This is a genomic window from Stenotrophomonas sp. YJH_SMC_135 (assembly GCF_059372355.1).
Window position 1 is genome coordinate 88,634 of record NZ_JCAFVN010000006.1, and the last position, 21,253, is coordinate 109,886.

Genomic DNA, 21,253 nt, shown 5'->3' on the forward strand with positions numbered 1-21,253 from the left:
ATGCGCATGCCTCACCGGATGGCTCACAGTTCTGTTTGTCCCTCACGGCGCTGGCTTCGAGGGTTCGGGCTCGTGGATAGAGCCCTCCAACAATGCCACGTAGGTATCCAGCCTGGTGCGAAGGCCGATCAGCATCCAGCCCAGCAGGTACAGCAGCACCATGGCGAAGATAAGCAGTGCGCCCAGCAGGCCAACGTCGAAAGCGCCCGCCCAGTCGCCCCATTTCCATCCGCGGAACTGCAGGTAGAGGGCAATCAACAGCGGGAATGGTCCAAGCCGCTGCAGCCCGCCATACATCATGCCCATGCGCTCAATCATGTTTGTGCGCAGGTGACTGACGTACTTGAGGCGCCGCTCGCGCTGGACGCGCGGGAATCCGCGAAGCTCGGTCACCACCGCTTGCCAGTGCGCGAAATCGCCATCCATCTCCCGCGCGTGCGAGAGCCGAGGCTGACTGAACTGGCGAATGCCCCTGCGGGCGGCCAGGACGCCCCCGACAATGAACCCTCCAATTTCGATTGCCAGGCAGGCAACAACCACCTGGAGCACTACGCCAACAGGCAGCCATCGATCCGGAACCTGGCCTGTGAGAATGCCGATGATCGCCGCACCCATGCCGATGCGGAACGCCCACGTCTCCACCCTGCCCGCCTTCGGATAGATGCTGTGCTCAACCAGCCCCTGCACTCGCTGATAGAGCCAGTGGAATGTCAGTTCCTGCGAATCGGTCGTTGCCGGCGGATCGACGCCGCCCCCTGCCTGCATGTCCATTGCACCCCTGCCCCGGCCGGCGCAGATGCCGGCCGCCCCATCGTACCTGAGCGCGCTTCGGAAGGCGCCTCAGCGGGAATCACATACCCAGCTCCGACAACCCCGGATGATCATCCGGGCGACGCCCCAGCGGCCAATGGAACTTGCGGTCGCTTTCCTTGACCGGCAGGTCGTTGATGCACGAGAAGCGGCGCTGCATCAGGCCATCCGCGCCGAATTCCCAGTTCTCATTGCCATAGGAACGGAACCAGTTGCCGGAGTCGTCGTGCCATTCGTACGCGTAGCGGACAGCAATGCGGTTTTCGGTAAAGGCCCACAGCTCCTTGATCAGGCGGTACTCGAGTTCCTTGTTCCATTTGCGTGCCAGGAACTGCCGGGCTTCCTCCCGGCCATTGGTGAATTCGGCACGGTTACGCCACTGGGTGTCGAGCGAATAGGCAAGCGACACCTTGTCGGCATCGCGGGAATTCCAGCCATCCTCGGCAAGGCGCACCTTCTGCATGGCCGATTCAAGGGTGAACGGAGGAAGTGGCGGACGGGGTTGTTCTGCGGACACGGGGAGACCTCCAATCGAAATGGATATACGGTTGCTTCAAAGGATCTGGTGTACCCAGGCGCTAACGCTTGGCCTGTTCCAACAACAGCTTCGCAACGTCCTTCGCGGTGTCTGCGGCGCCGTAATCACCCATCACACGCGACAGGGTGATGGCGCCTTCCATCAGGACCAGCAGCTGACGAGCCAATGCCGCCGGCTGCTCCACATCCAGTTGTCCGGTAAGTTCCAGCATGTAATCGAGCAGCTTCTGCTTGTGATTCCGCGCGATTTCCCGGATCGGATCGGCCGCGTCGCCGACCTCCCCCGCGGTATTGATGAAGGCGCAACCGCGATAGCCCTCGGACTGGAACCAGTTCTTGAGCACGGTGAACATGCCGAGGAGGCGTGCTTCCGGGGTGTCCGCCTTCTCGCACTCATGCCGGAACCAGGCCAACCAGCGCACGTCGCGCGCCTTCAATGCAGCGGCGGCCACGTCGTCCTTGTTCTCGAAGTGGCGGTAGATGCTCTTGCGCGCTACGCCCGAGGTCTTCACCAGCAGGTCCATGCCGGTGGCGTGGATCCCGTTCTGGTAGATCAGCGCCTCGGCCGTGGCCAGGATCTTCTGTTGGGTGTCGGTGGTGAGCTTGCTCATGGCTGCAAGGTAGAACGGGCGTTCTACCCTGTCAACAGGCGATCGCGATCGATTCGTACGCGCACATCCGTGCAAGACGATATATCAAGAAATCAGGACAGTTCATCACCCGGACGCCTGATTCCAGGCGCAAAGTACGTCTCACCACCCACCCATGAGAGTTTCCGCATGAACACCTTCGCCCGTACCCTCGCCGTTGCCGCCCTCGCCCTCTCGGTCCAGGCCGGCCTGTCCGCGCAGGCAGCCGAACCGGCCAAGCCGGCTCCGGTCACCGCCATCGCGCGCACCGCCAGCTACATCACCACCGCCGACGGCGTGCAGCTGTACTACAAGGACTGGGGCCCGAAGGACGGCCCGGTCGTGACCTTCAGCCACGGCTGGCCGTTGAACTCGGACAGCTGGGAATCGCAGATGATCTTCCTGGCCAACCACGGCTACCGCGTCATCGCGCATGACCGTCGCGGCCACGGGCGCTCCAGCCAGCCGTGGGACGGCAACGACATGGATCACTACGCCGATGACCTGGCCACGGTGATCAACACACTGGACCTGCACGATGTGACCCTGGTGGGCTTCTCCACCGGTGGTGGCGAAGTGGCGCGCTACATCGGCCGGCATGGCACCGGCCGGGTCAAGAAGGCCGTGCTGATCAGCTCGGTGCCGCCGTTCATGCTGAAGACCGCCGACAACCCCAACGGCCTGCCGATCGAAGTGTTCGATGGCATCCGCAAGGCGCAGATGGATAACCGCGCGCAGCTGTACCGGGACATTCCGTCGGGCCCGTTCTATGGCTTCAACCGCCCCGGTGCGAAGGTGTCGCAGGGGCTGATCGATGCGTGGTGGGCGCAGGGCATGCAGGGCGGCCACAAGAACACCTACGATTCGATCGCCGCGTTCTCGGCCACCGATTTCCGCGCCGACCTGAAGAAGTTCGATGTCCCCACCCTGGTGATCCACGGTGACGACGACCAGATCGTGCCGATCGATATCTCTGGCCGCCAGTCAGCGAAACTGATCAAGGGCGCCAGGCTGATTGTCTACCCGGGTGCGCCGCATGGCCTGACCGACACCCACAAGGACAAGGTCAACCAGGACCTGCTGACGTTCCTGCAGGAAAAGTGAGTGGCCAAGGCTCCGGCGCGGCGCCGGAGCCCTTCTGTTGCCTGGCGCCCACCTTCATGGACGCGCCGCGGTCGGCATCTGGAATGTGAACACGGTGCCGTCGCTCTCACTCGACTGCACGTCCAGTGTGCCGCCGTGGGACTTGGCAATTTCCGATGCAATGTAGATGCCCAGGCCAAGCCCTGGCCTGGGCAGCTCGCCCTGCTCACGCGAAAACGGGCTGAAAATCGTCCCCAGCCGCTCAGGCGCAATGCAGCCGGCGTTATGCACATCCAGCGTGAGGCGATGGGATGCGGCCTGAACCCTCAGCGTGACTGGGGTGGAACGCTCGCCGTGCTGGGCTGCGTTGGTCAGCAGGTTGGCCAGCAGCTGCGACAGCCTGCCGGTGTCGCAGACCACGCCACCTTCGATCCGCATCTGGACGTTGATGTCCTGCCGACCGGTAGCGATCGCCACTTCTTCTGCAACCTGTTCAAGCTCCGCCTGCAAGGTGTGGCTTTCCTGGAGCGAGACCGGAATGCCTCCTCCCAGCCGCCCCCTGGCGAAATCAAGCACATCACCGATGAGGCCATCCATCCGGGTGACGCCGGCGGCGATGTGCGCGAGCATCCGCTGCTGGCGCTCGGATGTTGCCTCAAGTTCCAGTGAATCGGCGGCCACGCTGATGGCCTGCAGCGGGCTGCGAAGGTCATGGCCCAGCACCGCGATGAACTGATCGCGCAGATCGGAAACACGCTGTGCCGTTGAAAGTGCTGTCTCTGCCTCCAGCAGCTGATCCTCTTTGTCGAGGTAGTTGCCAACGAGGTCGGCAAGCAGCTCCATGGATCGTTGGACATGGGCCTCATCGAAGTTGCCCGGCGACGAATCAATGGCACACAGCGTGCCGAAGAAACTGCCATCCGGCCGATGGATCGGCACGGAGGCGTAACTCTCCAGCCCATAGATCCTGGGCGTATGGTGTTTGGAATACAGCGGATGTGCACTGGCGTGCGCGAACACCACGGAGGTCGATGACTGCCTGATCTCGTCACAGAGGGTGGTTTCGAGCACCAGCTGCCCGCCCGGAACGAGCCCGAACCCCAGGGTGTCCAGGGTGGCGCAGGCGGTCCACGTGGTTTCTGTCACCCTGGCAATCGCGGTGAATCTTGAGCCTGTGATATGGGCGACGGTTTCAAGGATGCGCGGCACTGCTTCAATACGGCCGATCTCAGCGATGTCATTCAGCAGGTGCGGATCGGTCAGTGTGTGCATGTAGTGGCAGTCGGGCGCAGTGGTGCATCATCCCATGAATCCAGCCACGAACACTCAGTCCGCCCCGCCCCGTGCGTTGCGCCGCAGCGATTGCGGGGGCTGGCCGAAGGCGCGCAGGAAGGCACGTCGCATGCGTTCGGTATCACCGAAGCCCGTTTCAGTCGCCACTTCATCCATCGTGTAGCGGCTCTGCTCGATCAACACGCGAGCGGCCTCCACCCGCAGGCCCTCCACCGCCTTGGCGGGGGATTGCCCGGTTTCCTCGCGGAACGCGCGACTGAACTGGCGGGTGCTCAGATGCGCGGCCTGCGCCAGTTCTTCAACCGACAAGGTGGCGCGCAGATTGCCGCGTGCAAAGGTCAGCGCGTTCTGGATGCGATCAGACCGGGCATCCAGCTCGAGCAGCACCGAATGCTGGGACTGCCCGCCTCCGCGCCGATGGTAGATCACCAGCTTCCGGGCCACCGCCCTGCACAGATCCGCACCGAAGTCCTGCTCGATCATGCCAAGCGCCAGGTCCAGCCCCGCGCTCATGCCGGCGGAGGTCCAGATCGGGCCATCGGTGATGAAGATGCGATCTTCCTCCACCTGCGCGGCGGGAAAGCGCTGCCTGAGCGCACGTGCGTGAAACCAGTGCGTAGTGGCGCGGCGCCCGTCCAGCAACCCCGCTTCGCCGAGAAGGAACGCGCCGGTGCACACCGACGCGGTCCTGCGCGTGCGTGCGGCCGCGTGGCGGATCGGATCGATCAGCGCGCCGCTGGACGGGGCTGGCTCCAGCAGGCCGGCCACGATCATGGTATCCAGCGGCTGCTGCGCAATTGGCGCTGTCTGCATGGCCATGCCAAGCGAGCTGGGCACCAGCCCGCCCTGTTCGGACAGCATGTGCAGATCGTAAAGGCGCGCGCCTTCGGTGGCATTGGCCAGTTCGAAGGCGGACGCCGCGGCGATCGCCATGGTCTGGAATCCGGCGGGCAGGACAAATCCAACACTGGGCATGACGGTTTTTCAGGGGTGGCCGTAAACGAGGTATATATGACATTTACGACACGTACAAGCCGGCCTAGATTTCCCCTGACCCCGGCGACGTTCGCCGGTTCGGACTGACCTCTGTGAACGACCCTACCCATCACGGCACCGCACTCATCACTGGCGCATCGTCCGGCATCGGGGCGATCTATGCCGATCGCCTGGCCCACGCCGGCCATGACCTCATCCTGGTCGCGCGACGCGCCGACCGCCTGCGCCAACTGGCCGAAGCGCTGGCCCGCAGCACCGGCCGCACGGTGGACATCGTCGCCGCCGACCTGACCACCTCCGACGGGCGTGCCGAGGTTGAAAAGGTCATTCAAGGCCGAGCGGACATCCAGGTGCTGGTCAACAATGCCGGCATCGGCGCTACGGCGCCCCTGCTGCAGTCGGACATCGGCGAGATGGAGCGCATGATCACGCTCAACGTGAACGCCGCGATGCGCCTGGCCTATGCTGCAGCGCCGGTGTTTGTGGCACGTGGCCGGGGCACGATCATCAACATCGCCTCCATCGTCGCGCTGGCACCGGAGCTGCTCAACGGGGTCTACGCGGGAAGCAAGGCGTTCGTGCTGGCGTTCTCGCAGTCGCTCCACCATGAGCTGGCCGACAAGGGCGTGCGTGTCCAGGTCGTCCTGCCGGGCGCCACCGCAACCGACTTCTGGCACCTTTCCGGCCTGCCGGTGGAGCACCTGCCACAGGGCATCGTGATGAGCGCCGAAGACATGGTGGACGCGTCCCTGGCCGGGCTGGCGCAGGGTGAACTTGTGACCATTCCCGCGCTTCCGGACATCGCTGAGTGGGACGCCTTCGAGCAGGCACGCAAGGCAATGGCACCGGGCCTTTCGCGTGCGCAGCCGGCGCCGCGCTATGTGAGCGGCGCCTGATTGGCGAACGGCGTGCAGATGCCCGGCGTGGTGGAGTGCGATAGCCGGGGATGACGTCGCTACAGCGCCAGTTCCCTGGCAAGGAACGGCGCCGTCCTGCTGCCCTTGGCGCGGGCCACCTGGCGTGGCGTACCCTTCGCCACGATGGTTCCACCTGCGCCGCCTGCGCCCGGGCCGACGTCAATCACCCAGTCGGCCTGTGCGACAGACCGCATGTCGTGCTCGATCATCACCACGGTGTTTCCCGCGTCCACCAGCCGCTGCAACTGCACCAGCAGCCTGTCTGCGTCCAACGCATGCAGGCCGGTGGTGGGTTCGTCCAGCACATAGAGCGTGCGGCCGCGTTGGCTGCGCTGCAGCTCGGTCGCCAGCTTGATGCGTTGCGCCTCGCCCCCTGAAAGCTCCGTGGCCGGCTGGCCGAGCCTGAGATAGCCCAGGCCGATCTCCTGCAGCAGCTGCAGCGGCCGCGCGATGGCCTCTTCACCGGCGAAAAATGCCTGTGCCTGGTCGACCGTCATCTGCAGGACTTCGGCAATGTTGCGGCCGTTCCACAACACCTTCAGCGTGGCCTCGTTGTAGCGGGCGCCATGGCAGGCTGGGCACGGCGCATAGACACTGGGCATGAACAGCAGTTCGACACTGACGAATCCCTCGCCTTCGCAGGTCTCGCACCGGCCCTTGGCTACGTTGAACGAGAAGCGACCTGCATCGAAGCGGCGGCGTCGCGCGTCGGGGGTCGCGGCGAACAGCTTGCGGACGTGATCGAACAGGCCGGTATAGGTGGCCAGGTTGGAGCGTGGCGTGCGGCCGATCGGCTTCTGGTCCACCTGCACCACGCGCTGGATGGCGTCCACGGCTCCGGCAAGCTGGCCCCGCGTCGCTTCGATCACGGTTGGCCCGTCCTCGGGCGTGCTGTCGGCGCTGTCGTCCACGGGCTCGTGCCCCAGGTGCAGCAGCATCAGCTCGGGCAGCGCCTGCGCCATCAGGCTGGACTTGCCCGATCCGGAAATGCCGGTCACTGCGGTCAGCACTTCCAGCGGCAGCTGCGCGTCCACGCCCTGCAGGTTGTGGCGGTGGACGCCCTTCAGCTCCAGCCAGCGGTCGGCGCTGCGTTCCCGGCTGGCAGGCGCAGGCACCTGGTCGAACAGGTACCGCGCGGTGCGCGAGTCCTCGATGCGGCGCAGGCCGTCGGGCTCGCCACTGTAGAGAACGCGCCCGCCGTGCTCGCCCGCTTGCGGTCCCACGTCCACCAGCCACTGTGCACGTCGCATCAGTTCCAGATCGTGTTCAACGACGAACACCGAGTTGCCGCCATCGCGCAGCCGGTCCAGCGCGTCGTACAGCGCCTGGCTGTCGGCCGGATGCAGGCCGGCCGAGGGCTCATCGAGCACGTACAGCACACCAAACAGCAACGAGCTGAGCTGTGTGGCCAGCCGCAGGCGCTGCAGTTCGCCGGCCGACAGCGTGGGCGTGGCACGATCCAGCGAGAGATACCCCAGGCCCAGCTCGCGCAGCTGCCGTACCCGCGCCATGACCCCACCCGCCAGTCGCTGCGCGGCCAGGCGTTTTTCCTCCGACAGGGCCGAGGTCAGCCGCACATCGGGCGCACCCTCGTGGGTCGCACGGCCAGTGGCTGCCCGCTTGGCGCGATCGCGGGGCGTCGCACTCCTGCGGGTGCGTGCGCCGTGGCTGTGTGCACTGAAGTCACCCTGCGCGATGGGCTCGAGCAGCCCGGCCAGTTGATCCAGCGGCAGCCGCATGAACTCACCGATGTCCACACCGGCAAAGGTGACCGAAAGTGCTTCGGGCTTCAGTCGCTTGCCCTGGCAGGCGGGGCACAGCTTGCCTTCCATGTAGCGCGAGACACGCTTGCGCATCAGCGCGCTCTGGGTGTTGGCGAAGGTGTGCAGCACGTAGCGGCGGGCGCCGGTGTAGGTGCCCATGTAACTGGGCTCCAGCTTGCGCTTGAGTGCGGCACGCGTCTCGGCAGGCGTGAAGCCGGCATAGACGGGCACGGTCGGCGTGTCCTCGGTGAACAGGATCCACTCCCGGTCCTTCTTCGGCAGCTTCTTCCACGGCACGTCGATGTCGTAGCCCAGGGTGACCAGGATGTCGCGCAGGTTCTGGCCATGCCAGGCCGGCGGCCAGGAGGCGATGGCGCGCTCGCGGATGCTCAGCGACGGGTCCGGCACCATCAGCGCTTCGGTCACTTCGTAGACGTGGCCCAACCCATGGCAGGTGCTGCAGGCCCCCTGCGGCGTATTGGGCGAGAAGTCCTCGGCGTACAGCATGGGCTGGTGGGCCGGGTACGCGCCTGCACGCGAATACATCATGCGTACCAGGCTGGACAGCGTGGTCACGCTGCCCACCGATGAACGTGCGTTGCTGGCACCGCGCTGCTGCTGCAGGGCCACCGCCGGCGGCAGGCCGTCGATGGCATCCACGTCGGGCACGCCCGCCTGGTCGATCAGGCGGCGCGCATACGGTGCGACGGATTCAAAGTAGCGCCGCTGGGCCTCGGCGAAGACCGTGCCGAACGCCAGCGAGGATTTGCCCGAACCCGATACCCCGGAGAACACCACCAGCGCATTGCGTGGAATGGAGACGTCGACGTTCTTCAGGTTGTGCTCGCGTGCGCCGCGGACCTCGATGCAACCGCTGGCCGCGGCAGCGCATGACGACTCGCCAAAGGGGGTGTTGGACATCTTCGCGATCCTGCTGCCAATGAGTGGAATACGTGCATGCGCACACGGGCGGTTATTGTCGCTGCTGCAGGGTGAATGGAGTGAGGGGATGTCTGATTGCGTGCAGCGTCGGAACACCAGGTGACCGACGCCAACCGCGCTACGCGGCTGATTGTTAACCTGCATTGGCTGAAGGCTTGACGCCACGTTGCCGCACCCTTGATGCAGCCGCTCACAGTGCGGCTCCTATGCTGGGCCCGCCACTACGGCAGTGGGACCCAACCTGGAGATTCACCATGCAACGCGATCAGAAAGACCTGCCCCACCCGGACCCGGAAGCACAGCGCACCGATCCGGTCAGCCCGCTTCAGGCCAAGCTGCATAACCATCGCAATCATGAAGAGGCGTTGCAGGAGACGTTCCCGGCCAGTGACCCGATCTCGCCCTTCGTCGCAGCCCCGACGCCCGACGAGCAGGCTGCGCGCCTGGGTGAGCGGGTCAAACTGCCAGACCGCCGAACGGATGAGGAGGCCGGCGGAGGTGAGCAGTGATCCGGCGCGGCTTTGCACGCGTCGCGGCGGCCACGGCGCGGTTGTCCGGCAGTCTGGGGGCATTCGTCGCGGCACTGGGGGTGATCATCGCCTGGGCCGCCAGCGGCCCGGCCTTCCACTTCAATGACACCTGGCAGCTGGTGGTGAACACCGGCACCACCATCGTGACGTTCCTGATGGTATTCCTGATCCAGCATACCCAGAACGCTGACACCGCTGCGCTGCACATCAAGCTGGACGAGCTGATCCGGGTCAGCAAGGACGCCAACCAGGAGCTGCTGAACCTGGAATCGATGGAGCCGGCCCATCTTGAAGAGATACGCCAGCGCTACGAGGCACTGGCGAAGACCGCAGCGGACATCAAGTCCAAGAAGGAGCGCTGCATGCCCTGCGAAGCGGATGCAACCGCCGAAGCCTGAGGTCACCGCTGCGGCGGCGGCCTACAGCGCCGCCGGTGTGAGGTCCTGCCTGGCGGGGCCCTCCAGCAGGGCCCCGGTGGCGGAAAAGCGGCTGCCGTGGCACGGGCAGTCCCATGTGCGTTCATGGCCATTCCATTGGACGACGCACTTGAGGTGCGGGCACAGCGCCGACATTGCGTGCAGCTGGCCATCATCATCGCGGTAGATCGCGGTGCGCTCTCCGCCCACGTCCAGCAGCGCACCGCACCCGCGGCCCAGCTCGCTGGGAGCGCGCGACGACGCGGTTCCAAGGCGATCGCCCACCATGTGCCGCGCAACCGTGGCGTTGGTGCGGGCCCAGCCTGCAGACGAGCGCAGCGGAGTAAAGCGCATGGGGCTGAGCAGCTGCTCGATCTCGCTGGTCGTTCCCGTGATTCCCTCCGTGATCGCGCGCGCGGCCACGCCCGCCCAGGTCAATCCGTCCGGCCCATAGCCGGTAGCGACCCATACATTGTCGTGCGCGCTGCTGCCGATGTAGGGCAGCTGATCCGCGGCCCGGAACTGTTGCGCGGACCAGCACAGCGGCTCGCCCTGCACGCTGAAGTTGCGACGCGCGTCGGCGACCAGATGCTGGGCCGGATCCATCGCCGGGGTTTCGCCAGTGCGATGTGTCTCCCCGACCAGCACCAGCCAGTCGCGGCCATCAGCGCCATGCACCCCGCGCAGCGAGCGGTGCCGGTCGGCGATCCAGTGAATGCCTGCCGCTGGCGGATTGGCCACCGGTACCGCTACGCCGTATTCGCGGTACACCTCCATCTCGGCCTGCACCAGGTTGAATCCTGCTGGCGAGTGGGTGGCCAGCACAAAGTGCCTGGCATGGATGCGGGCACCAGGGGCCGTCGCCACTCCGGCTGAAGCCTCGATGCGGGTGATCCGGGTCCAGTCGTGGATGCGCACGCGGCCCACCAGATGACGGGCCAGTTCCCTGCAGAACGCCGCCGGATGCAACTGCGCCTGGTCGGGAACGCGGAAAGCGTGGCCCAAGGTGAACGGCAGCCCGGATTGGCGGTGCTCGCAATGCAGGCCAACGCGTTGGTAGGCCTGCAGCTCGCGTTCGAACTGCGCCGTGGCCTCGCGCGAACGCTCCTGCACGCCGTACTGCATGGCCACGCGCTCGAAGCCACAGTGCAGATCGTAGCGGTGGACCAGTGTTTCGATGGAACGCAGCGCGTGTTGCCGCCACTGCACGACACGACGTGCCGTGTCACCGCCCCAACGCGCGATCAGGTCTGCCATCCGGGACACGGGAGCGTAAAGATTGCCGGTTGACATCACCGTGTTGCGCCCGCCGATGGGGCCGGCATCCACCACCACCACATCCAGGCCGCTGTCGGCCAAGCGGGCGGCGGTCAACAGGCCGGTCATGCCTGCACCGACCACCAGCACGTCCGCGCGCGTGGTCCCGGCGAGCGGGCGGAAGCCGTGCGGATCGGAATCAGCTGACCATAAGCTGGCGCGCGGGGACGGGTCGGCCATGAAAAGGATCCTTGCAGGTTCATCGGAGAGCCTTCCCTGATACGCCCTGCCGGGTGAAACGGCGGTGGCGTGTCCGTGCAGGAAATGCTCACGTGCGTGGCACTGCCGCGGTGAGGATCAAGACGGGGTGAGTGCCGCATGGACACGATGCCAGCGTCGCCTGTGCAAACCGCTACCCTCTGCTTGCAGCGTGATTGCTAACGTGGCTGCATGGAGGGCCAGGCAGTGAGCACGCACCTGGAAATCGACCTGATGATCGCGCAACTGGAGGAAATGCTGCCGACCTGGGCGGCGTTCTATCCCGAGCCGCAGTTCATCCGCATGCTCGCCGAGGCGCTGGACTACATCGCTGCCAGTGCTGACCCGGATGCCCGCCTGTACTGCGTGATGCGCACCGGGCACCTCGATTCGTGCAGCGGCGAGATCCCCTGGGCGGCGCGCTATGGAGGCCGCTAGGCCGATCGATCACGCCGCGACGGCATAGGGTTCCACCAACCTGGCCAGGACATCCATCGCCGTCTCGGTTGGCGCATCGTCACCGGTCCGCTGGGCGAACCCTGACCAGTCCGCGCGGGCAAGACTCTTCAACTGCTCGGGTTGCGTCGGCAGCCAGCGCATCGGCCAGAACGGGAGACGCCGGTTGCCTACCCTGCCGCGCTGCAGTTCGATCAGTCCCGTGTGGCTTGTAGCACCAAGTACCCGCGAGTACGCCACATTCAAGCCATCTTCGGGTCCTTCCATGTACTGCAGGAAGCGGGCGCCATCGAACAGCAGTACGCCGGTAACGCCGGCATTCCGGTTGAAGCGGGCGGCATCATCGACCAGGTCGTCCAGCTTCCCGCTGCGCAGGCCCAACGGGTCACCGGCAACGGCCGGGCCCGCCTCACTTATGTATGCGACTGCCCTGATCGGCATTGGCTGCTCCTGTAGCGAATCCCCCCAGATTCCGTATCGCAAGCATAGGCCAACCGCGCCGACGATATGTTCCGGCCCTGTGTATTCTGCGAATCAGTTGGGTTCGGGCTGACGGACGGTACGCAGCACGGGCCTGGCCTACGCGTCTGCCCGGGCCCATCGGGCGAGATTCTGCTTCACTTTCGCGATGCCGGCCCAAGGGTCCTTGCGGCGACGTCTGAGCTTTGCGGGTACGTCCTTGATCGTGAAGGCGTCGGCGCGCTTGAGTTTCGCCAGATCACCCCAGGCGATCGGCAGTGCCACCGGCGCGCCCGGCCGGGCGCGCAACGAATAGGACGCGACCGCCGTTGCACCGCGCCCATTGCGCAGATAGTCGACGAAGATCCGCTTGTTGCGCAGGCTCTTGGTGGCGGTTGCCAGGAACCGCTGCGGTTCGGACTGTGCCAATGCATCGGCGAAACCCTTCGCAAAACGCTTGGTCAGGTCCCAATCGCACCCTGGGTTGAGCGGCACGACCACGTGCAGGCCCTTGCCGCCGGAGACTCGCAGGAACGATTCCAGCTCCAGCTGCGCCAGCAGTTTCCGGATGTCGGTTGCCGCTTTCTTGACTTCGGCAAAGGGCACATCCGGTCCTGGATCCAGATCGAACACCACCCGGTCGGCCCTGTCGGGCGCCTCGGCGTGGCTGCCCCAAGGGTGGAACTCCAACGCGTTGAACTGCACCAGTTCCAGCAGGCTGGCTGCGTCCCGCACCACCAGGTAATGGGCGTTGATGCCGCTTTCCTCCTTCAGCCTTACCGGATCGACCAGCGCCAGCCCGGCCGTATGGTGTTTCTGGAAGAAGCAGGGCTTTGCGGTGCCGCTGGGGCAGCGGATGATCGACAGCGGACGATCCACCACCTCGGGCAGGAGGTGCTCCATCACTGCTGCGTAGTAATCCCACACGTCCTGCTTGGTGTAGCCGTCGCCGGGAAACAGGATCTTGCCTGGGGACGACAGCACGGGGGGCGCGCGATCCGTTGCCGGCGCCCTTTCCACCCGGCGCCCACGCCGCGCGGGCGCTTGCGACCGCGCGGCGGCCGGGGCCGCTCCGGCGCGATCGGAATCGGCGAGGTCGGCGATATCCTTGTCCGCCCGCACCGCCTTCAGCGACGCCTGGCGCAACAGTTGCTGCCCACCGATTCCGCGGTAGAAGACCTCCACCACGAAACGCGGTTCGAACCAGGTCGCAGCGCGCAGATCGGTGTCCTGCGTGGGCACGTACGCGGTTGGCTTGCGGCCGCCGCCGCCCTTGATGCGCTTGCTGATGTCGCCAATCAGTTCATCCGAGAACCCGGACCCGACGCGCCCTGCGTAGAGCCAGCCATGCGTTGCGTCTGGCCGGGCCAGCAGCAGCGAACCAAAGCCGGTGCGGCTGACTTTGGGTGCGGTGTAGCCCACCACCGCGAACTCGTCGCTGGCCAGCTGCTTCGTCTTGCGCCAGTCCTCGCTGCGGCCGCTGTGGTAGCTGCGATCGGCGCGCTTGGAAATGATACCCTCGAAGTGCTGCTCACCGGCCAGACGATAGGCCTGGTCGCCATCCCCCTGTACATGCGAACTGAATGCCAATGGGCCGCCCTGCCCCTCCAGCACCGATTGCAGCAGGGTCTTGCGCTCAAGCAGGGGCGCATCGGCCACATCCACGCCATCAAGATGCAGCAGATCGAACAGCGCATACGTCAGGACGCCTTGCTTCTCGCCGGAAAGCGTGGCCTGCAGCAGGTTGAAGTCTTCCTTGGTGCCGGCGCCGGCGATCAGCTCGCCGTCCAGTGCCGCCGAAGTCAGGCCCAGGGCCGCGATCGCGTCACGTATTTCGGGAAGTTTGGCGGTCCATTCCAGCGCGTTCCGTGACCACAGCTGCACGTTGCCCTCAGCCACCGTAGCAAGGATGCGGTACCCGTCCCATTTGATCTCATGCACCCACTGCCCGCCCTGGGGCGGCGCTTCGCCCAGCTTGGCCAACTGCGGCTCAAACGGCCCGGACGGCGCTGCCGCCCTTTTCGCCTTGCTGAGCGCCAGGGCCTTCTTCGCCCAGTTCTTTCGCCGGGCGCGTCTGGCAGGTACCGCCGTCAGCCGCTTCTTCGCGGCCTTGCCGGCGCCGGCACGCTTCAGATCCTCCGGTGGCGCTTCAGCGACGTCCCCCAGCAGATCGTCTGCCTCGATATCGCTGGCAAATTCGTCGTCGTCCTTGAACAGCAGCCACTGTGGCTGGCGCGCGGGCTTTCCCGACCGGACCAGATGCCAGCCGCCTTTCAACTTGGTACCGAACAGCTCGAAGCGCAGATGGCCCTTGGCGAGCTGGGCTTCCGGATCGCCCTGCGTGGCCCATACACCGTGGTCAAACTGGGCGACATGGCCGCCGCCGTACTGGCCCTTGGGAATCTCACCCTCGAACGTCGCGTAGTCCACCGGGTGGTCTTCAACTTCCACCGCCATGCGCTTGACCTTCGGGTCGTAACTGGGGCCTTTGGGCACGGCCCAGCTCTTCAGCGCATCGCCAACCTGCAGGCGGAAGTCATAGTGCCTGCGGCTGGCATGATGCAGCTGCACCACGAAAATGGCGCGCTGGCCTTTCGGCAGCGCCTTGCCCGGCTCGGGCTCCTTGGTCTGGTCAAAACGACGCTTGCGGCGATACTCGACCAGGGACATGGCCAGCTCCGCGCTATTTGCCCAGGTGCTTCCGGACAGCAACCGCCGTGGGCCCGACTGACGCGACGGCCGCGCGAAGTTCGTCGGCGGACACGCCCAGCGTCGTGGTCCAGTACCGCAGTTCGTAATCCTCATTGACGTTGATGCGGTCCCGGTCCGGGCTGCCGGCGTTGTTCTTGTCATCGCTCATGGGAGTCTCCAGCGTGATCGGGGGTGAACTGACCGTACCGGCCATTCCATGGGCACGGAGCGATGCCACTGTGAAGCCATGGCGAAGGCCGCCGGCACGGCGTCCTGCCGATGCGCGAAAGACGCTGCTTCGTGAAGGCAGCGCGCAGGGTCCGCGTGGGAATTCACATGCCGCCTTCACTCCTTCCCCGCCTGATCGCAACCGGACGGGACCTACTCTGGGCACTCCATTCACAGCGGAGCCCAGCATGGCCATCAAGACGGCGGAAGATCTGTTCATCCACGAGCTCTCGGACATCTACAGCGCCGAGAAGCAGCTGACCAAGGCGCTTCCGCGCCTGGCCCGTGCGGCCGAGAATCCGGATCTGGCCGCAGCGTTCGAAACGCACCTGGAAGAAACCCAGGGGCAGATCGAACGCATCGACCAGGTGGTCGAGGTGCTCGGCATCCGCCTGAAGCGCATCAAGTGCGCGGCGATGGAAGGCCTGGTCGAGGAAGGCAAGGAGGTGATCGACAGCATCGACAAGGGGCCGGTGCGCGATGCTGCCCTGATCGGTGGCGCGCAGAAGGTCGAGCATTATGAAATTGCCTCCTACGGCACCATCGCCGCGCTGGCCAAGCAGCTGGGCTACAAGGATGCCCTGCCGTTGCTGCTGGAGACGCTGGAGGAAGAAAAGGCGACCGATGAGAAGCTGACCCTGCTGGCCAAGGGCGGCGGCAATGCCAAGGCCGCGCAGGCCGCCTGAGTCGAATCGCATGCCCCTCGGCCGCCATGGAAGGCGGCCTCAGGGTGGGTAGAGCACCTGATCGTTTGGGCAGAAGAACGTGCGCCGCCGCGTCGTACCCATGTACAGCTTGCTGATGGGGCCACCGCAGAGCGGGCACACCTTTCGCGTATGCACCTGCCAGTGCTTCTTCAATTCGAAGCGCCGTTTCCATTCCAGGAAGTCGAAGCTGTAGGCACGGGCCTGGTTGATCAGGGCGGTGAGCTTGCGCGGTGGCAGGTCGCCCAGTCGCGTGGCCGGATGCACGCGGATGCGGAACAGCACCTCGTTCTTGATGATATTGCCGACGCCCGCGAAGATCGTCTGGTCCAGAAGCGCATCACAGACCAGGGTGTCCGGCAGTGCCTTCAGCTTGCGCCGGGCCAGTTTTGGATCCCAGGCGTCGTTCATCACGTCCGCCCGCCAGTCGTAGAGGTCGTCCAACGGCGCGTCGATCAGCCGGACGGAACACGCGTAGAAATTCAGTTCCCCGTTGTCCAATGCTAGCGACACCCGTGCAGGAGCTGGCTTCCGTTCGTCGATGCGCCAGCTGCCGAACATCATCAGATGGATGCGCAGCGTGTGGTGGCTGAACTCCAGCAGGAAGTGCTTGCCCCAGCTGCGAACCGCCTTGACCCTGCGTCCCTGCAGCGGTGACAGGTCGATGCGGCTGTTGCCGGAGACGCCGCGCACGACGTGACCCTTGAAGCGGCTGGCGGCTTCGCGCAGCAGGACAATGGACGGGCCCTCAGGCATGCGCGTTCTCCTGCAGCAGTGCCTGCAGGTGCAGGGCGTTGCCGGTCGCGTGGCCCAGCGCGGTGTTGTCCAGTACGCACCAGGCGCGGCGCTGCGCAGCGGCTTCACGCTGCAGGTGCTGGGCCAGCCCCGCCAGCGCCTGTTCGCTGTAGGGGCTGCGATAGATCTGCGGCTGCCCGTGCCAGCGCCAGTAGCTCCACGTGCGGTCACCGCCCGGGACAGCTGCTGCCGGTACCCGGGCCGGGTCAGCCGCGACCCGTGCGATGCCATGGTCGCTCAGCAGCGTGTCGACGTCCGCAGTGAACCAACTGGGATGGCGCGGTTCGCAGGCGACATCAACCGAGGTGCGTGCGCGCAGTCCGTGCAGGAATGCCGTTACGGTCGCCGGCTCATACGCCAGGCTGGGCGGCAGCTGGAGCAGCAGCGGCCCCAGCCTGTCCCCCAGCGCGATCACGCCATCAAGGAACAGCGCCAGCGGCTGCATCGCGTCGCGCAGCCGGCGTTCATGGCTGATCACGCGCGGCAGTTTCACCGCGAAGCGGAAACCCGCGGGCACGCTCGCCGCCCACCGGGCGTAGGTCGCCGCCTGGTGGGGGCGGTAGAACGAGGAATTGATCTCGACCATCGGCAGGCGGGTGGCATAGCGCTGCAGTACGCTGTCGCCTGCGCCGAACGCCGCCTGCGCCGCGCGCGACAGCGACCAGCCTGCGCAGCCGATGCGTACCTGTCCTGGCGTGCCCGGGGCGTTGGCTGCGCTCATCGTGCCACCGGTCCGTCCGGCTCCAGCAACCGGCCATCGCCGGCGCCTGGCGGCGCCTGCGCCACCGATTGCAGTCGATCAAGCGCACTGGTGCCAGGAGCGAGCGCGGAGGCGCTGCGCACGAAGCCGGTCCAGTCGGAGATCGCGATCTTTCCCAGCGCCAGCTCATCCACGCGCACGCTGTGCATGCGCCAGTGCGGGAACTGCCGCCGCCCCACCCTGCCCCGGTTGAGTTCGACCAGACCGTTGTGGCTGCCGGCCGCCAGGATGCGGGTGTACGCCGCGCTGACACCGGACTCCGGGCCTTCGAGACATTGCAGGAAGCGCGTGCCGTCGAACAGGAGGACGCCGGTCACATCAACCGACTCGTTGAACAGCATCGCGTCCGCGACAAGCTGCTGCAGCCGTTCTGCAGTCAGGTTTCGGGTGGCTTCACTTACATATGCAATGGCACGAAGAGGCATGACAGCACCGGGTTGTTGCAGATGGCTCTACCTTAGCGGTGCGGATCAAACGCGCGGTGACACCGGCGTGGAGGCGGCGTTGAACCTGTACGTGCCAACGGCGCGCTGCGTTGACACCCGGCTCGAGCACCACGACCGGCATGCCGTGTCTTCCGCCGATGGATTTGCTTTCGTGGAGAATGCATGAGGAAGCGCGTGCCTGCGCATGACATCACGTTGGCAGTGGTGCCACCGCCGTCTAGCGGCGGATCTGGAAGATGGTCGCTGCCGCCAATCGGGCGGCTCACTCCAAGGAGACTTTCCATGGCCAACCAGAACCAGAACCAGGGCAGCAGCAACCGCGGCTTCGCTTCGATGGACGAAGACAAGCAGCGCGAGATCGCCGCCAAGGGCGGCCGCGCCGCGCATGAGTCGGGCAACGCCCATGAATTCAGCTCTGAAGAAGCGCGCGAAGCCGGTCGCAAGGGCGGCGAAGCGGTGAGCCAGGATCGCCAGCACATGGCCGACATCGGCCGCGAAGGCGGCCAGAACAGCCATGGCGGCGGCAACCAGGGTGGCAACCAGGGCGGTCGGCAGCAACAGCAGGAACGTGGCGGCACCAACAACCGCGGTGGCCAGCAGCGTTGATCGAGACTGACCGGTTGCACCCCATGTGGGCGGACAGCGTGTCCGCCCACTTTTTTTTCACGCGAAACGTGGGGCGGAGGCCCGCCCCGGCCTGTCCCGCGTCAAGGCTCCCGTGGCGGCAGGTCGAGCGCACCGGCGCCCGGCCCGGCGCCCAGTTCGGCACCGGTTGTCGGCCGTGCTTCGGGATCGGAAAGCGTTCGCAGGGTCATGGCCTGCACCGCCGCCTGCTCGCGTGGGTCCAGGCCCACCGTGGCGCTGCCGTCACCGCCGTCCACAGCGGCCTGGGCCTCGCGGTCGCTGACCCGCTCCCACAGCTCGCCGCTGTTCCAGCTGCCCAGCAGGTCATCGGCGCCGTCGCCCTGCGACATGTCCATGTACAGGTCGGTAAAGGCGGGGTCACCCGGCTGCTTGCCCGGTGGGAAGTTGGGCTGGATGCTGTGCAATGCCTTTTCGAAGGACTTCTGGTGGGCGATTTCGCGCGTCATCAGGAAGCGCAGTGCGTCCTTGATGCCTGGATCATCGGTCACCGTGATCAGTCGTTCGTAGACCAGCTTGGCGCGGGCTTCGGCGGCGATGTTCGAGCGCAGGTCGGCGGTGGGCTCCCCGATCGAATCGACGTAGGCCGCCGTCCACGGCACCCCGCTGGAATTGACCAGCGCCGGGCCGCCCCCATACAGGATCTGTTCGGTATGGCTGGTGCTGTTCTGGCCCAGCAGCCGCATGTCCTCGGCTTCGGCAAGACCCTCGGACTGGATGGCCTTCGGGCCGCGGTTGAGCATGGCGATGATGGTGCCGATGATCTCCAGGTGGCTGATCTCTTCGGTGGCAATGTCCATCAGCAGGTCCTTACGGCCCGGATCGCATTCACCGAGTCCCTGGGTGAAGTAACGCATTGCAGCCGCCAGTTCGCCTTGCGGGCCGCCAAACTGTTCCAGCATGAGGCTGGCAAGCTGCGGGTTGGATTCGCGCACGCGCACGGTGTACATCAGCTTCCTGTGGTGAAAGAACATGGGACTGTCTCCTGTGTATGGCAGGCGGGATCGGGATCAACGCTTGGCTTGGGCGCCAGGCGTTTCGTCACGGTTGAGGAAGGCGCCGACCAGGCTGTCCTGGTGCTCTTCCAGCCAGCGCGCCATGGCGATCTCTTCCTGCAGGATCTGGCCGCACACGGCCGCGATATCCGGCGCGGCGGCCCGCTCGGCCGCGATCACCAGTGCCCGGTAGGTGGCGATCTCGGTGTTCTCGAAGCCAAAGGAGATGCCGATGCTCTTGACGACCTCGTCCTCCATCAGGGTGTTGCCGGCGGCGTGGATCGCTGCGGTCATGCTCGCGAACAGCCCCTTGGCGGTGGGCACGCTTCCGCCGAGCGCTTCAATGCACTCGCGCAGGGAGGCGGCCTGCTGCTGCGTCTCCAGCACGTGCTGGCCGATGCGTGCGGCAAGATGGGGATAGTTCTGGATGCGCGAAGCCATGGCCTTCATCATGGTCTCCGCCTCCTGCTCCATGGCGTAGGCATCCTGCAGCCATTTCAGCAGGCGCTCGCTGCGGGCGGTGTTCTGGTCTGCCATCACGGTCTCCGGTAGTGGGGCGACATGCCTCCGGAGACCATGGTGGCGAGGCAGCAATCACTGCCTCGTCGGCCGGCGTGAGCCGGCGGGCGTGCGCGCTGCACCTGGCGCTGATGCGGTCATAACATCCGCGGGCGACTGGCAACGCCGACCGTACGGTCAGGCGGGCATCGCGCCGGACACTACAGCGCTGCCGGCGTCGCGACGGGGGCTTGCTGCGGGTGCGCGCGCGCCTGCGGACGCCTTCAACGCCTGGATCACCCGGTGCTGCGCACGGTGCGCGTCACCTTCCACGCCCACCACGTAGACAAAGCGGCCATCGAACTTGGCCTGGGCACCCTCCAGCACGTCATCCTCCTGCAGGGCGCGCTTGAGCGACTTCATCCATGCCCGTTCGGGGGTGCGATCCAGCTCCACGACGATCGCAGCGCCGCCGCAATCCAGGGACATGCACTCCACGCGCAATGCGCAGGGGGCGGTGGGGTCGGTGGCGGATCGAGGCATGGTCATGGCTCCAGTGCTGGGGGACGGCGGCAGTATCCATGGCCGCCGCCAACGCGCCGTCAAAAAAAGCGCACCGCCTTCCACGCCGCATCGACGGCATGGAGCACCTGCGCGGGGCGGCTTCGCGCTGGGCTGACACGGCCCACGCGCGCCGTTGATGCAATACAGCACACACTGCAGTTCCCAAGGCAACACAGGCATGCGCGCATGCAATCGGAAATGGACCAGCGCAGGTGCAACCTGCTGCTGGTTGAAGACCAGCTCGACCTGGCTGCACTGATGGAACAGGCGCTGGAAGACGGTGGCGGCCGGGTGACCCACGCCTACAGCGTGTTCGATGCGCTGGGGTTGCTGGATACGCAACGTTTCGATGGCGCGGTTCTGGATGTGGAGCTCCGCGATGGCGTGGTGTTCCCGGTGGCCGATCGACTGGCGGAACTCGGCATTCCCTACCTGTTCGTGTCTGCGGTTTATGACCAGCTGGTGCCGCTGCGCCACCGCCGCGCAACCTTCGTGGCCAAGCCGTTCCACATCGACCAGTTGCAGGAAGCCGTCCAGCAGGTCGTGGGAGACGCCTGCGCGCCCCCTGCCACGCATTGAGCGGC

At 65.8% G+C, this 21,253-nt stretch carries 24 protein-coding genes; 8 read left to right on the top strand and 16 right to left on the bottom strand.

The features are described 5' to 3' along the window. Positions 1 to 42: 42 nt before the first annotated feature. The 3 genes from AC5P98_RS18280 to AC5P98_RS18290 form a co-directional block, all read right to left on the bottom strand. Positions 43 to 771, bottom strand: coding sequence for a hypothetical protein (locus tag AC5P98_RS18280; RefSeq protein WP_099475644.1), 729 nt, complete (start codon positions 769 to 771; stop codon positions 43 to 45). Between the two features lie 79 nt (positions 772 to 850). Further along, positions 851 to 1,273, bottom strand: a complete 423-nt coding sequence (locus AC5P98_RS18285) for a nuclear transport factor 2 family protein (protein ID WP_234413152.1) — start codon at positions 1,271 to 1,273, stop codon at positions 851 to 853. 115 nt (positions 1,274 to 1,388) lie between these two features. Beyond that, the gene (locus AC5P98_RS18290) at positions 1,389 to 1,958 is read right to left on the bottom strand and encodes a TetR/AcrR family transcriptional regulator (protein ID WP_049407330.1); all 570 of its coding nucleotides are present in this window, start codon (positions 1,956 to 1,958) and stop codon (positions 1,389 to 1,391) included. Positions 1,959 to 2,126: 168 nt separating this feature from the next. Here AC5P98_RS18290 and AC5P98_RS18295 point away from each other — a divergent pair, with 168 nt between their 5' ends. Then, entirely contained in the window at positions 2,127 to 3,080 is a 954-nt protein-coding gene (locus AC5P98_RS18295; protein WP_049407332.1) for an alpha/beta fold hydrolase, read from the top strand. Positions 3,081 to 3,134: 54 nt separating this feature from the next. Here AC5P98_RS18295 and AC5P98_RS18300 read toward each other — a convergent pair whose 3' ends face one another. Together AC5P98_RS18300 and AC5P98_RS18305 are read right to left on the bottom strand one after the other, a co-directional pair. Beyond that, a complete protein-coding gene (locus AC5P98_RS18300; protein ID WP_049407335.1) occupies positions 3,135 to 4,331 on the bottom strand; it encodes a GAF domain-containing sensor histidine kinase in 1,197 nt (398 codons plus the stop codon). A gap of 54 nt (positions 4,332 to 4,385) precedes the next feature. Then, positions 4,386 to 5,285, bottom strand: coding sequence for a GlxA family transcriptional regulator (locus tag AC5P98_RS18305; protein WP_234413153.1), 900 nt, complete (start codon positions 5,283 to 5,285; stop codon positions 4,386 to 4,388). A 155-nt stretch (positions 5,286 to 5,440) separates the two neighbouring features. Here AC5P98_RS18305 and AC5P98_RS18310 point away from each other — a divergent pair, with 155 nt between their 5' ends. Further along, a complete protein-coding gene (locus AC5P98_RS18310) occupies positions 5,441 to 6,244 on the top strand; it encodes an SDR family NAD(P)-dependent oxidoreductase (RefSeq protein ID WP_032962419.1) in 804 nt (267 codons plus the stop codon). A gap of 59 nt (positions 6,245 to 6,303) precedes the next feature. Here the strand turns inward: AC5P98_RS18310 and AC5P98_RS18315 are convergent, their stop codons facing one another. After that, positions 6,304 to 8,949 carry an excinuclease ABC subunit UvrA gene (locus AC5P98_RS18315; protein WP_049407339.1) on the bottom strand — a complete coding sequence of 882 codons (2,646 nt, stop codon included), beginning with the start codon at positions 8,947 to 8,949 and terminating at the stop codon, positions 6,304 to 6,306. Between the two features lie 275 nt (positions 8,950 to 9,224). Between AC5P98_RS18315 and AC5P98_RS18320 the strand changes: the two genes are divergently transcribed. After that, positions 9,225 to 9,479 (top strand): hypothetical protein, encoded by a 255-nt coding sequence (locus tag AC5P98_RS18320; RefSeq protein ID WP_049407341.1) that lies wholly within the window; start codon positions 9,225 to 9,227, stop codon positions 9,477 to 9,479. Continuing rightward, a complete protein-coding gene (locus tag AC5P98_RS18325) occupies positions 9,476 to 9,898 on the top strand; it encodes a low affinity iron permease family protein (protein WP_014647164.1) in 423 nt (140 codons plus the stop codon). Before AC5P98_RS18320 ends, AC5P98_RS18325 begins: the two co-directional genes overlap by 4 nt. Before the next feature lie 21 nt (positions 9,899 to 9,919). Here the strand turns inward: AC5P98_RS18325 and AC5P98_RS18330 are convergent, their stop codons facing one another. Next, positions 9,920 to 11,413, bottom strand: a complete 1,494-nt coding sequence (locus tag AC5P98_RS18330) for an FAD-dependent oxidoreductase (RefSeq protein WP_049407343.1) — start codon at positions 11,411 to 11,413, stop codon at positions 9,920 to 9,922. Positions 11,414 to 11,638: 225 nt separating this feature from the next. On the opposite strand from AC5P98_RS18330, the gene AC5P98_RS18335 reads away from it, so the two are divergent. Next, the gene (locus AC5P98_RS18335) at positions 11,639 to 11,869 is read left to right on the top strand and encodes a hypothetical protein (protein ID WP_014647166.1); all 231 of its coding nucleotides are present in this window, start codon (positions 11,639 to 11,641) and stop codon (positions 11,867 to 11,869) included. 9 nt (positions 11,870 to 11,878) lie between these two features. Here the strand turns inward: AC5P98_RS18335 and AC5P98_RS18340 are convergent, their stop codons facing one another. From AC5P98_RS18340 to AC5P98_RS18350, 3 genes are all read right to left on the bottom strand, one after another. Continuing rightward, positions 11,879 to 12,328, bottom strand: a complete 450-nt coding sequence (locus AC5P98_RS18340; RefSeq protein WP_049407346.1) for a BLUF domain-containing protein — start codon at positions 12,326 to 12,328, stop codon at positions 11,879 to 11,881. 138 nt (positions 12,329 to 12,466) lie between these two features. Next, positions 12,467 to 15,016, bottom strand: coding sequence for a DNA ligase D (gene ligD / locus AC5P98_RS18345; RefSeq protein WP_262085317.1), 2,550 nt, complete (start codon positions 15,014 to 15,016; stop codon positions 12,467 to 12,469). A gap of 13 nt (positions 15,017 to 15,029) precedes the next feature. Next, positions 15,030 to 15,206 carry a DUF3606 domain-containing protein gene (locus tag AC5P98_RS18350; protein WP_065427868.1) on the bottom strand — a complete coding sequence of 59 codons (177 nt, stop codon included), beginning with the start codon at positions 15,204 to 15,206 and terminating at the stop codon, positions 15,030 to 15,032. Positions 15,207 to 15,453: 247 nt separating this feature from the next. Between AC5P98_RS18350 and AC5P98_RS18355 the strand changes: the two genes are divergently transcribed. Continuing rightward, positions 15,454 to 15,951, top strand: coding sequence for a YciE/YciF ferroxidase family protein (locus tag AC5P98_RS18355; RefSeq protein WP_005416567.1), 498 nt, complete (start codon positions 15,454 to 15,456; stop codon positions 15,949 to 15,951). Between the two features lie 39 nt (positions 15,952 to 15,990). On the opposite strand, the gene AC5P98_RS18360 is transcribed toward AC5P98_RS18355, so the two are convergent. Genes AC5P98_RS18360 through AC5P98_RS18370 form a run of 3 tightly spaced genes read right to left on the bottom strand, consistent with a single transcriptional unit; the run spans position 15,991 to position 17,949 of the window. Beyond that, a complete protein-coding gene (locus tag AC5P98_RS18360; protein ID WP_049407349.1) occupies positions 15,991 to 16,725 on the bottom strand; it encodes a DNA-formamidopyrimidine glycosylase family protein in 735 nt (244 codons plus the stop codon). Next, the gene (locus AC5P98_RS18365; RefSeq protein ID WP_099475646.1) at positions 16,718 to 17,485 is read right to left on the bottom strand and encodes a DUF72 domain-containing protein; all 768 of its coding nucleotides are present in this window, start codon (positions 17,483 to 17,485) and stop codon (positions 16,718 to 16,720) included. Before AC5P98_RS18365 ends, AC5P98_RS18360 begins: the two co-directional genes overlap by 8 nt. Continuing rightward, positions 17,482 to 17,949, bottom strand: a complete 468-nt coding sequence (locus AC5P98_RS18370) for a BLUF domain-containing protein (protein WP_099475647.1) — start codon at positions 17,947 to 17,949, stop codon at positions 17,482 to 17,484. Before AC5P98_RS18370 ends, AC5P98_RS18365 begins: the two co-directional genes overlap by 4 nt. 303 nt (positions 17,950 to 18,252) lie before the next feature. On the opposite strand from AC5P98_RS18370, the gene AC5P98_RS18375 reads away from it, so the two are divergent. After that, positions 18,253 to 18,576 carry a KGG domain-containing protein gene (locus AC5P98_RS18375; protein WP_049407354.1) on the top strand — a complete coding sequence of 108 codons (324 nt, stop codon included), beginning with the start codon at positions 18,253 to 18,255 and terminating at the stop codon, positions 18,574 to 18,576. 101 nt (positions 18,577 to 18,677) lie between these two features. Here the strand turns inward: AC5P98_RS18375 and AC5P98_RS18380 are convergent, their stop codons facing one another. The 3 genes from AC5P98_RS18380 to AC5P98_RS18390 form a co-directional block, all read right to left on the bottom strand. Further along, positions 18,678 to 19,586, bottom strand: coding sequence for a manganese catalase family protein (locus AC5P98_RS18380; protein WP_046430681.1), 909 nt, complete (start codon positions 19,584 to 19,586; stop codon positions 18,678 to 18,680). Positions 19,587 to 19,622: 36 nt separating this feature from the next. Further along, positions 19,623 to 20,144: a ferritin-like domain-containing protein gene (locus tag AC5P98_RS18385; RefSeq protein ID WP_049407357.1), complete on the bottom strand. Its 522-nt coding sequence runs from the start codon at positions 20,142 to 20,144 to the stop codon at positions 19,623 to 19,625. Positions 20,145 to 20,303: 159 nt separating this feature from the next. Then, entirely contained in the window at positions 20,304 to 20,648 is a 345-nt protein-coding gene (locus AC5P98_RS18390; protein ID WP_495230143.1) for a hypothetical protein, read from the bottom strand. A 207-nt stretch (positions 20,649 to 20,855) separates the two neighbouring features. On the opposite strand from AC5P98_RS18390, the gene AC5P98_RS18395 reads away from it, so the two are divergent. Then, positions 20,856 to 21,248, top strand: a complete 393-nt coding sequence (locus AC5P98_RS18395) for a response regulator (protein ID WP_014647178.1) — start codon at positions 20,856 to 20,858, stop codon at positions 21,246 to 21,248. Positions 21,249 to 21,253: the final 5 nt, after the last annotated feature.

Coding starts and splice junctions, on each gene's coding strand:
- AC5P98_RS18365 (WP_099475646.1), bottom strand. CDS start 17,485: ATGAGCGCAGCCAACGCCCCGGGCACGCCAGGACAGGTACGCATCGGC.
- AC5P98_RS18300 (WP_049407335.1), bottom strand. CDS start 4,331: ATGCACACACTGACCGATCCGCACCTGCTGAATGACATCGCTGAGATC.
- AC5P98_RS18395 (WP_014647178.1), top strand. CDS start 20,856: ATGCAATCGGAAATGGACCAGCGCAGGTGCAACCTGCTGCTGGTTGAA.
- AC5P98_RS18350 (WP_065427868.1), bottom strand. CDS start 15,206: ATGAGCGATGACAAGAACAACGCCGGCAGCCCGGACCGGGACCGCATC.
- AC5P98_RS18390 (WP_495230143.1), bottom strand. CDS start 20,648: ATGCCTCGATCCGCCACCGACCCCACCGCCCCCTGCGCATTGCGCGTG.
- AC5P98_RS18285 (WP_234413152.1), bottom strand. CDS start 1,273: ATGCAGAAGGTGCGCCTTGCCGAGGATGGCTGGAATTCCCGCGATGCC.
- AC5P98_RS18290 (WP_049407330.1), bottom strand. CDS start 1,958: ATGAGCAAGCTCACCACCGACACCCAACAGAAGATCCTGGCCACGGCC.
- AC5P98_RS18370 (WP_099475647.1), bottom strand. CDS start 17,949: ATGCCTCTTCGTGCCATTGCATATGTAAGTGAAGCCACCCGAAACCTG.
- AC5P98_RS18385 (WP_049407357.1), bottom strand. CDS start 20,144: ATGGCAGACCAGAACACCGCCCGCAGCGAGCGCCTGCTGAAATGGCTG.
- AC5P98_RS18355 (WP_005416567.1), top strand. CDS start 15,454: ATGGCCATCAAGACGGCGGAAGATCTGTTCATCCACGAGCTCTCGGAC.
- AC5P98_RS18360 (WP_049407349.1), bottom strand. CDS start 16,725: ATGCCTGAGGGCCCGTCCATTGTCCTGCTGCGCGAAGCCGCCAGCCGC.
- AC5P98_RS18375 (WP_049407354.1), top strand. CDS start 18,253: ATGGCCAACCAGAACCAGAACCAGGGCAGCAGCAACCGCGGCTTCGCT.
- ligD (WP_262085317.1), bottom strand. CDS start 15,016: ATGTCCCTGGTCGAGTATCGCCGCAAGCGTCGTTTTGACCAGACCAAG.
- AC5P98_RS18295 (WP_049407332.1), top strand. CDS start 2,127: ATGAACACCTTCGCCCGTACCCTCGCCGTTGCCGCCCTCGCCCTCTCG.
- AC5P98_RS18305 (WP_234413153.1), bottom strand. CDS start 5,285: ATGGCGATCGCCGCGGCGTCCGCCTTCGAACTGGCCAATGCCACCGAA.
- AC5P98_RS18330 (WP_049407343.1), bottom strand. CDS start 11,413: ATGGCCGACCCGTCCCCGCGCGCCAGCTTATGGTCAGCTGATTCCGAT.
- AC5P98_RS18320 (WP_049407341.1), top strand. CDS start 9,225: ATGCAACGCGATCAGAAAGACCTGCCCCACCCGGACCCGGAAGCACAG.
- AC5P98_RS18340 (WP_049407346.1), bottom strand. CDS start 12,328: ATGCCGATCAGGGCAGTCGCATACATAAGTGAGGCGGGCCCGGCCGTT.
- AC5P98_RS18315 (WP_049407339.1), bottom strand. CDS start 8,949: ATGTCCAACACCCCCTTTGGCGAGTCGTCATGCGCTGCCGCGGCCAGC.
- AC5P98_RS18380 (WP_046430681.1), bottom strand. CDS start 19,586: ATGTTCTTTCACCACAGGAAGCTGATGTACACCGTGCGCGTGCGCGAA.
- AC5P98_RS18280 (WP_099475644.1), bottom strand. CDS start 771: ATGGACATGCAGGCAGGGGGCGGCGTCGATCCGCCGGCAACGACCGAT.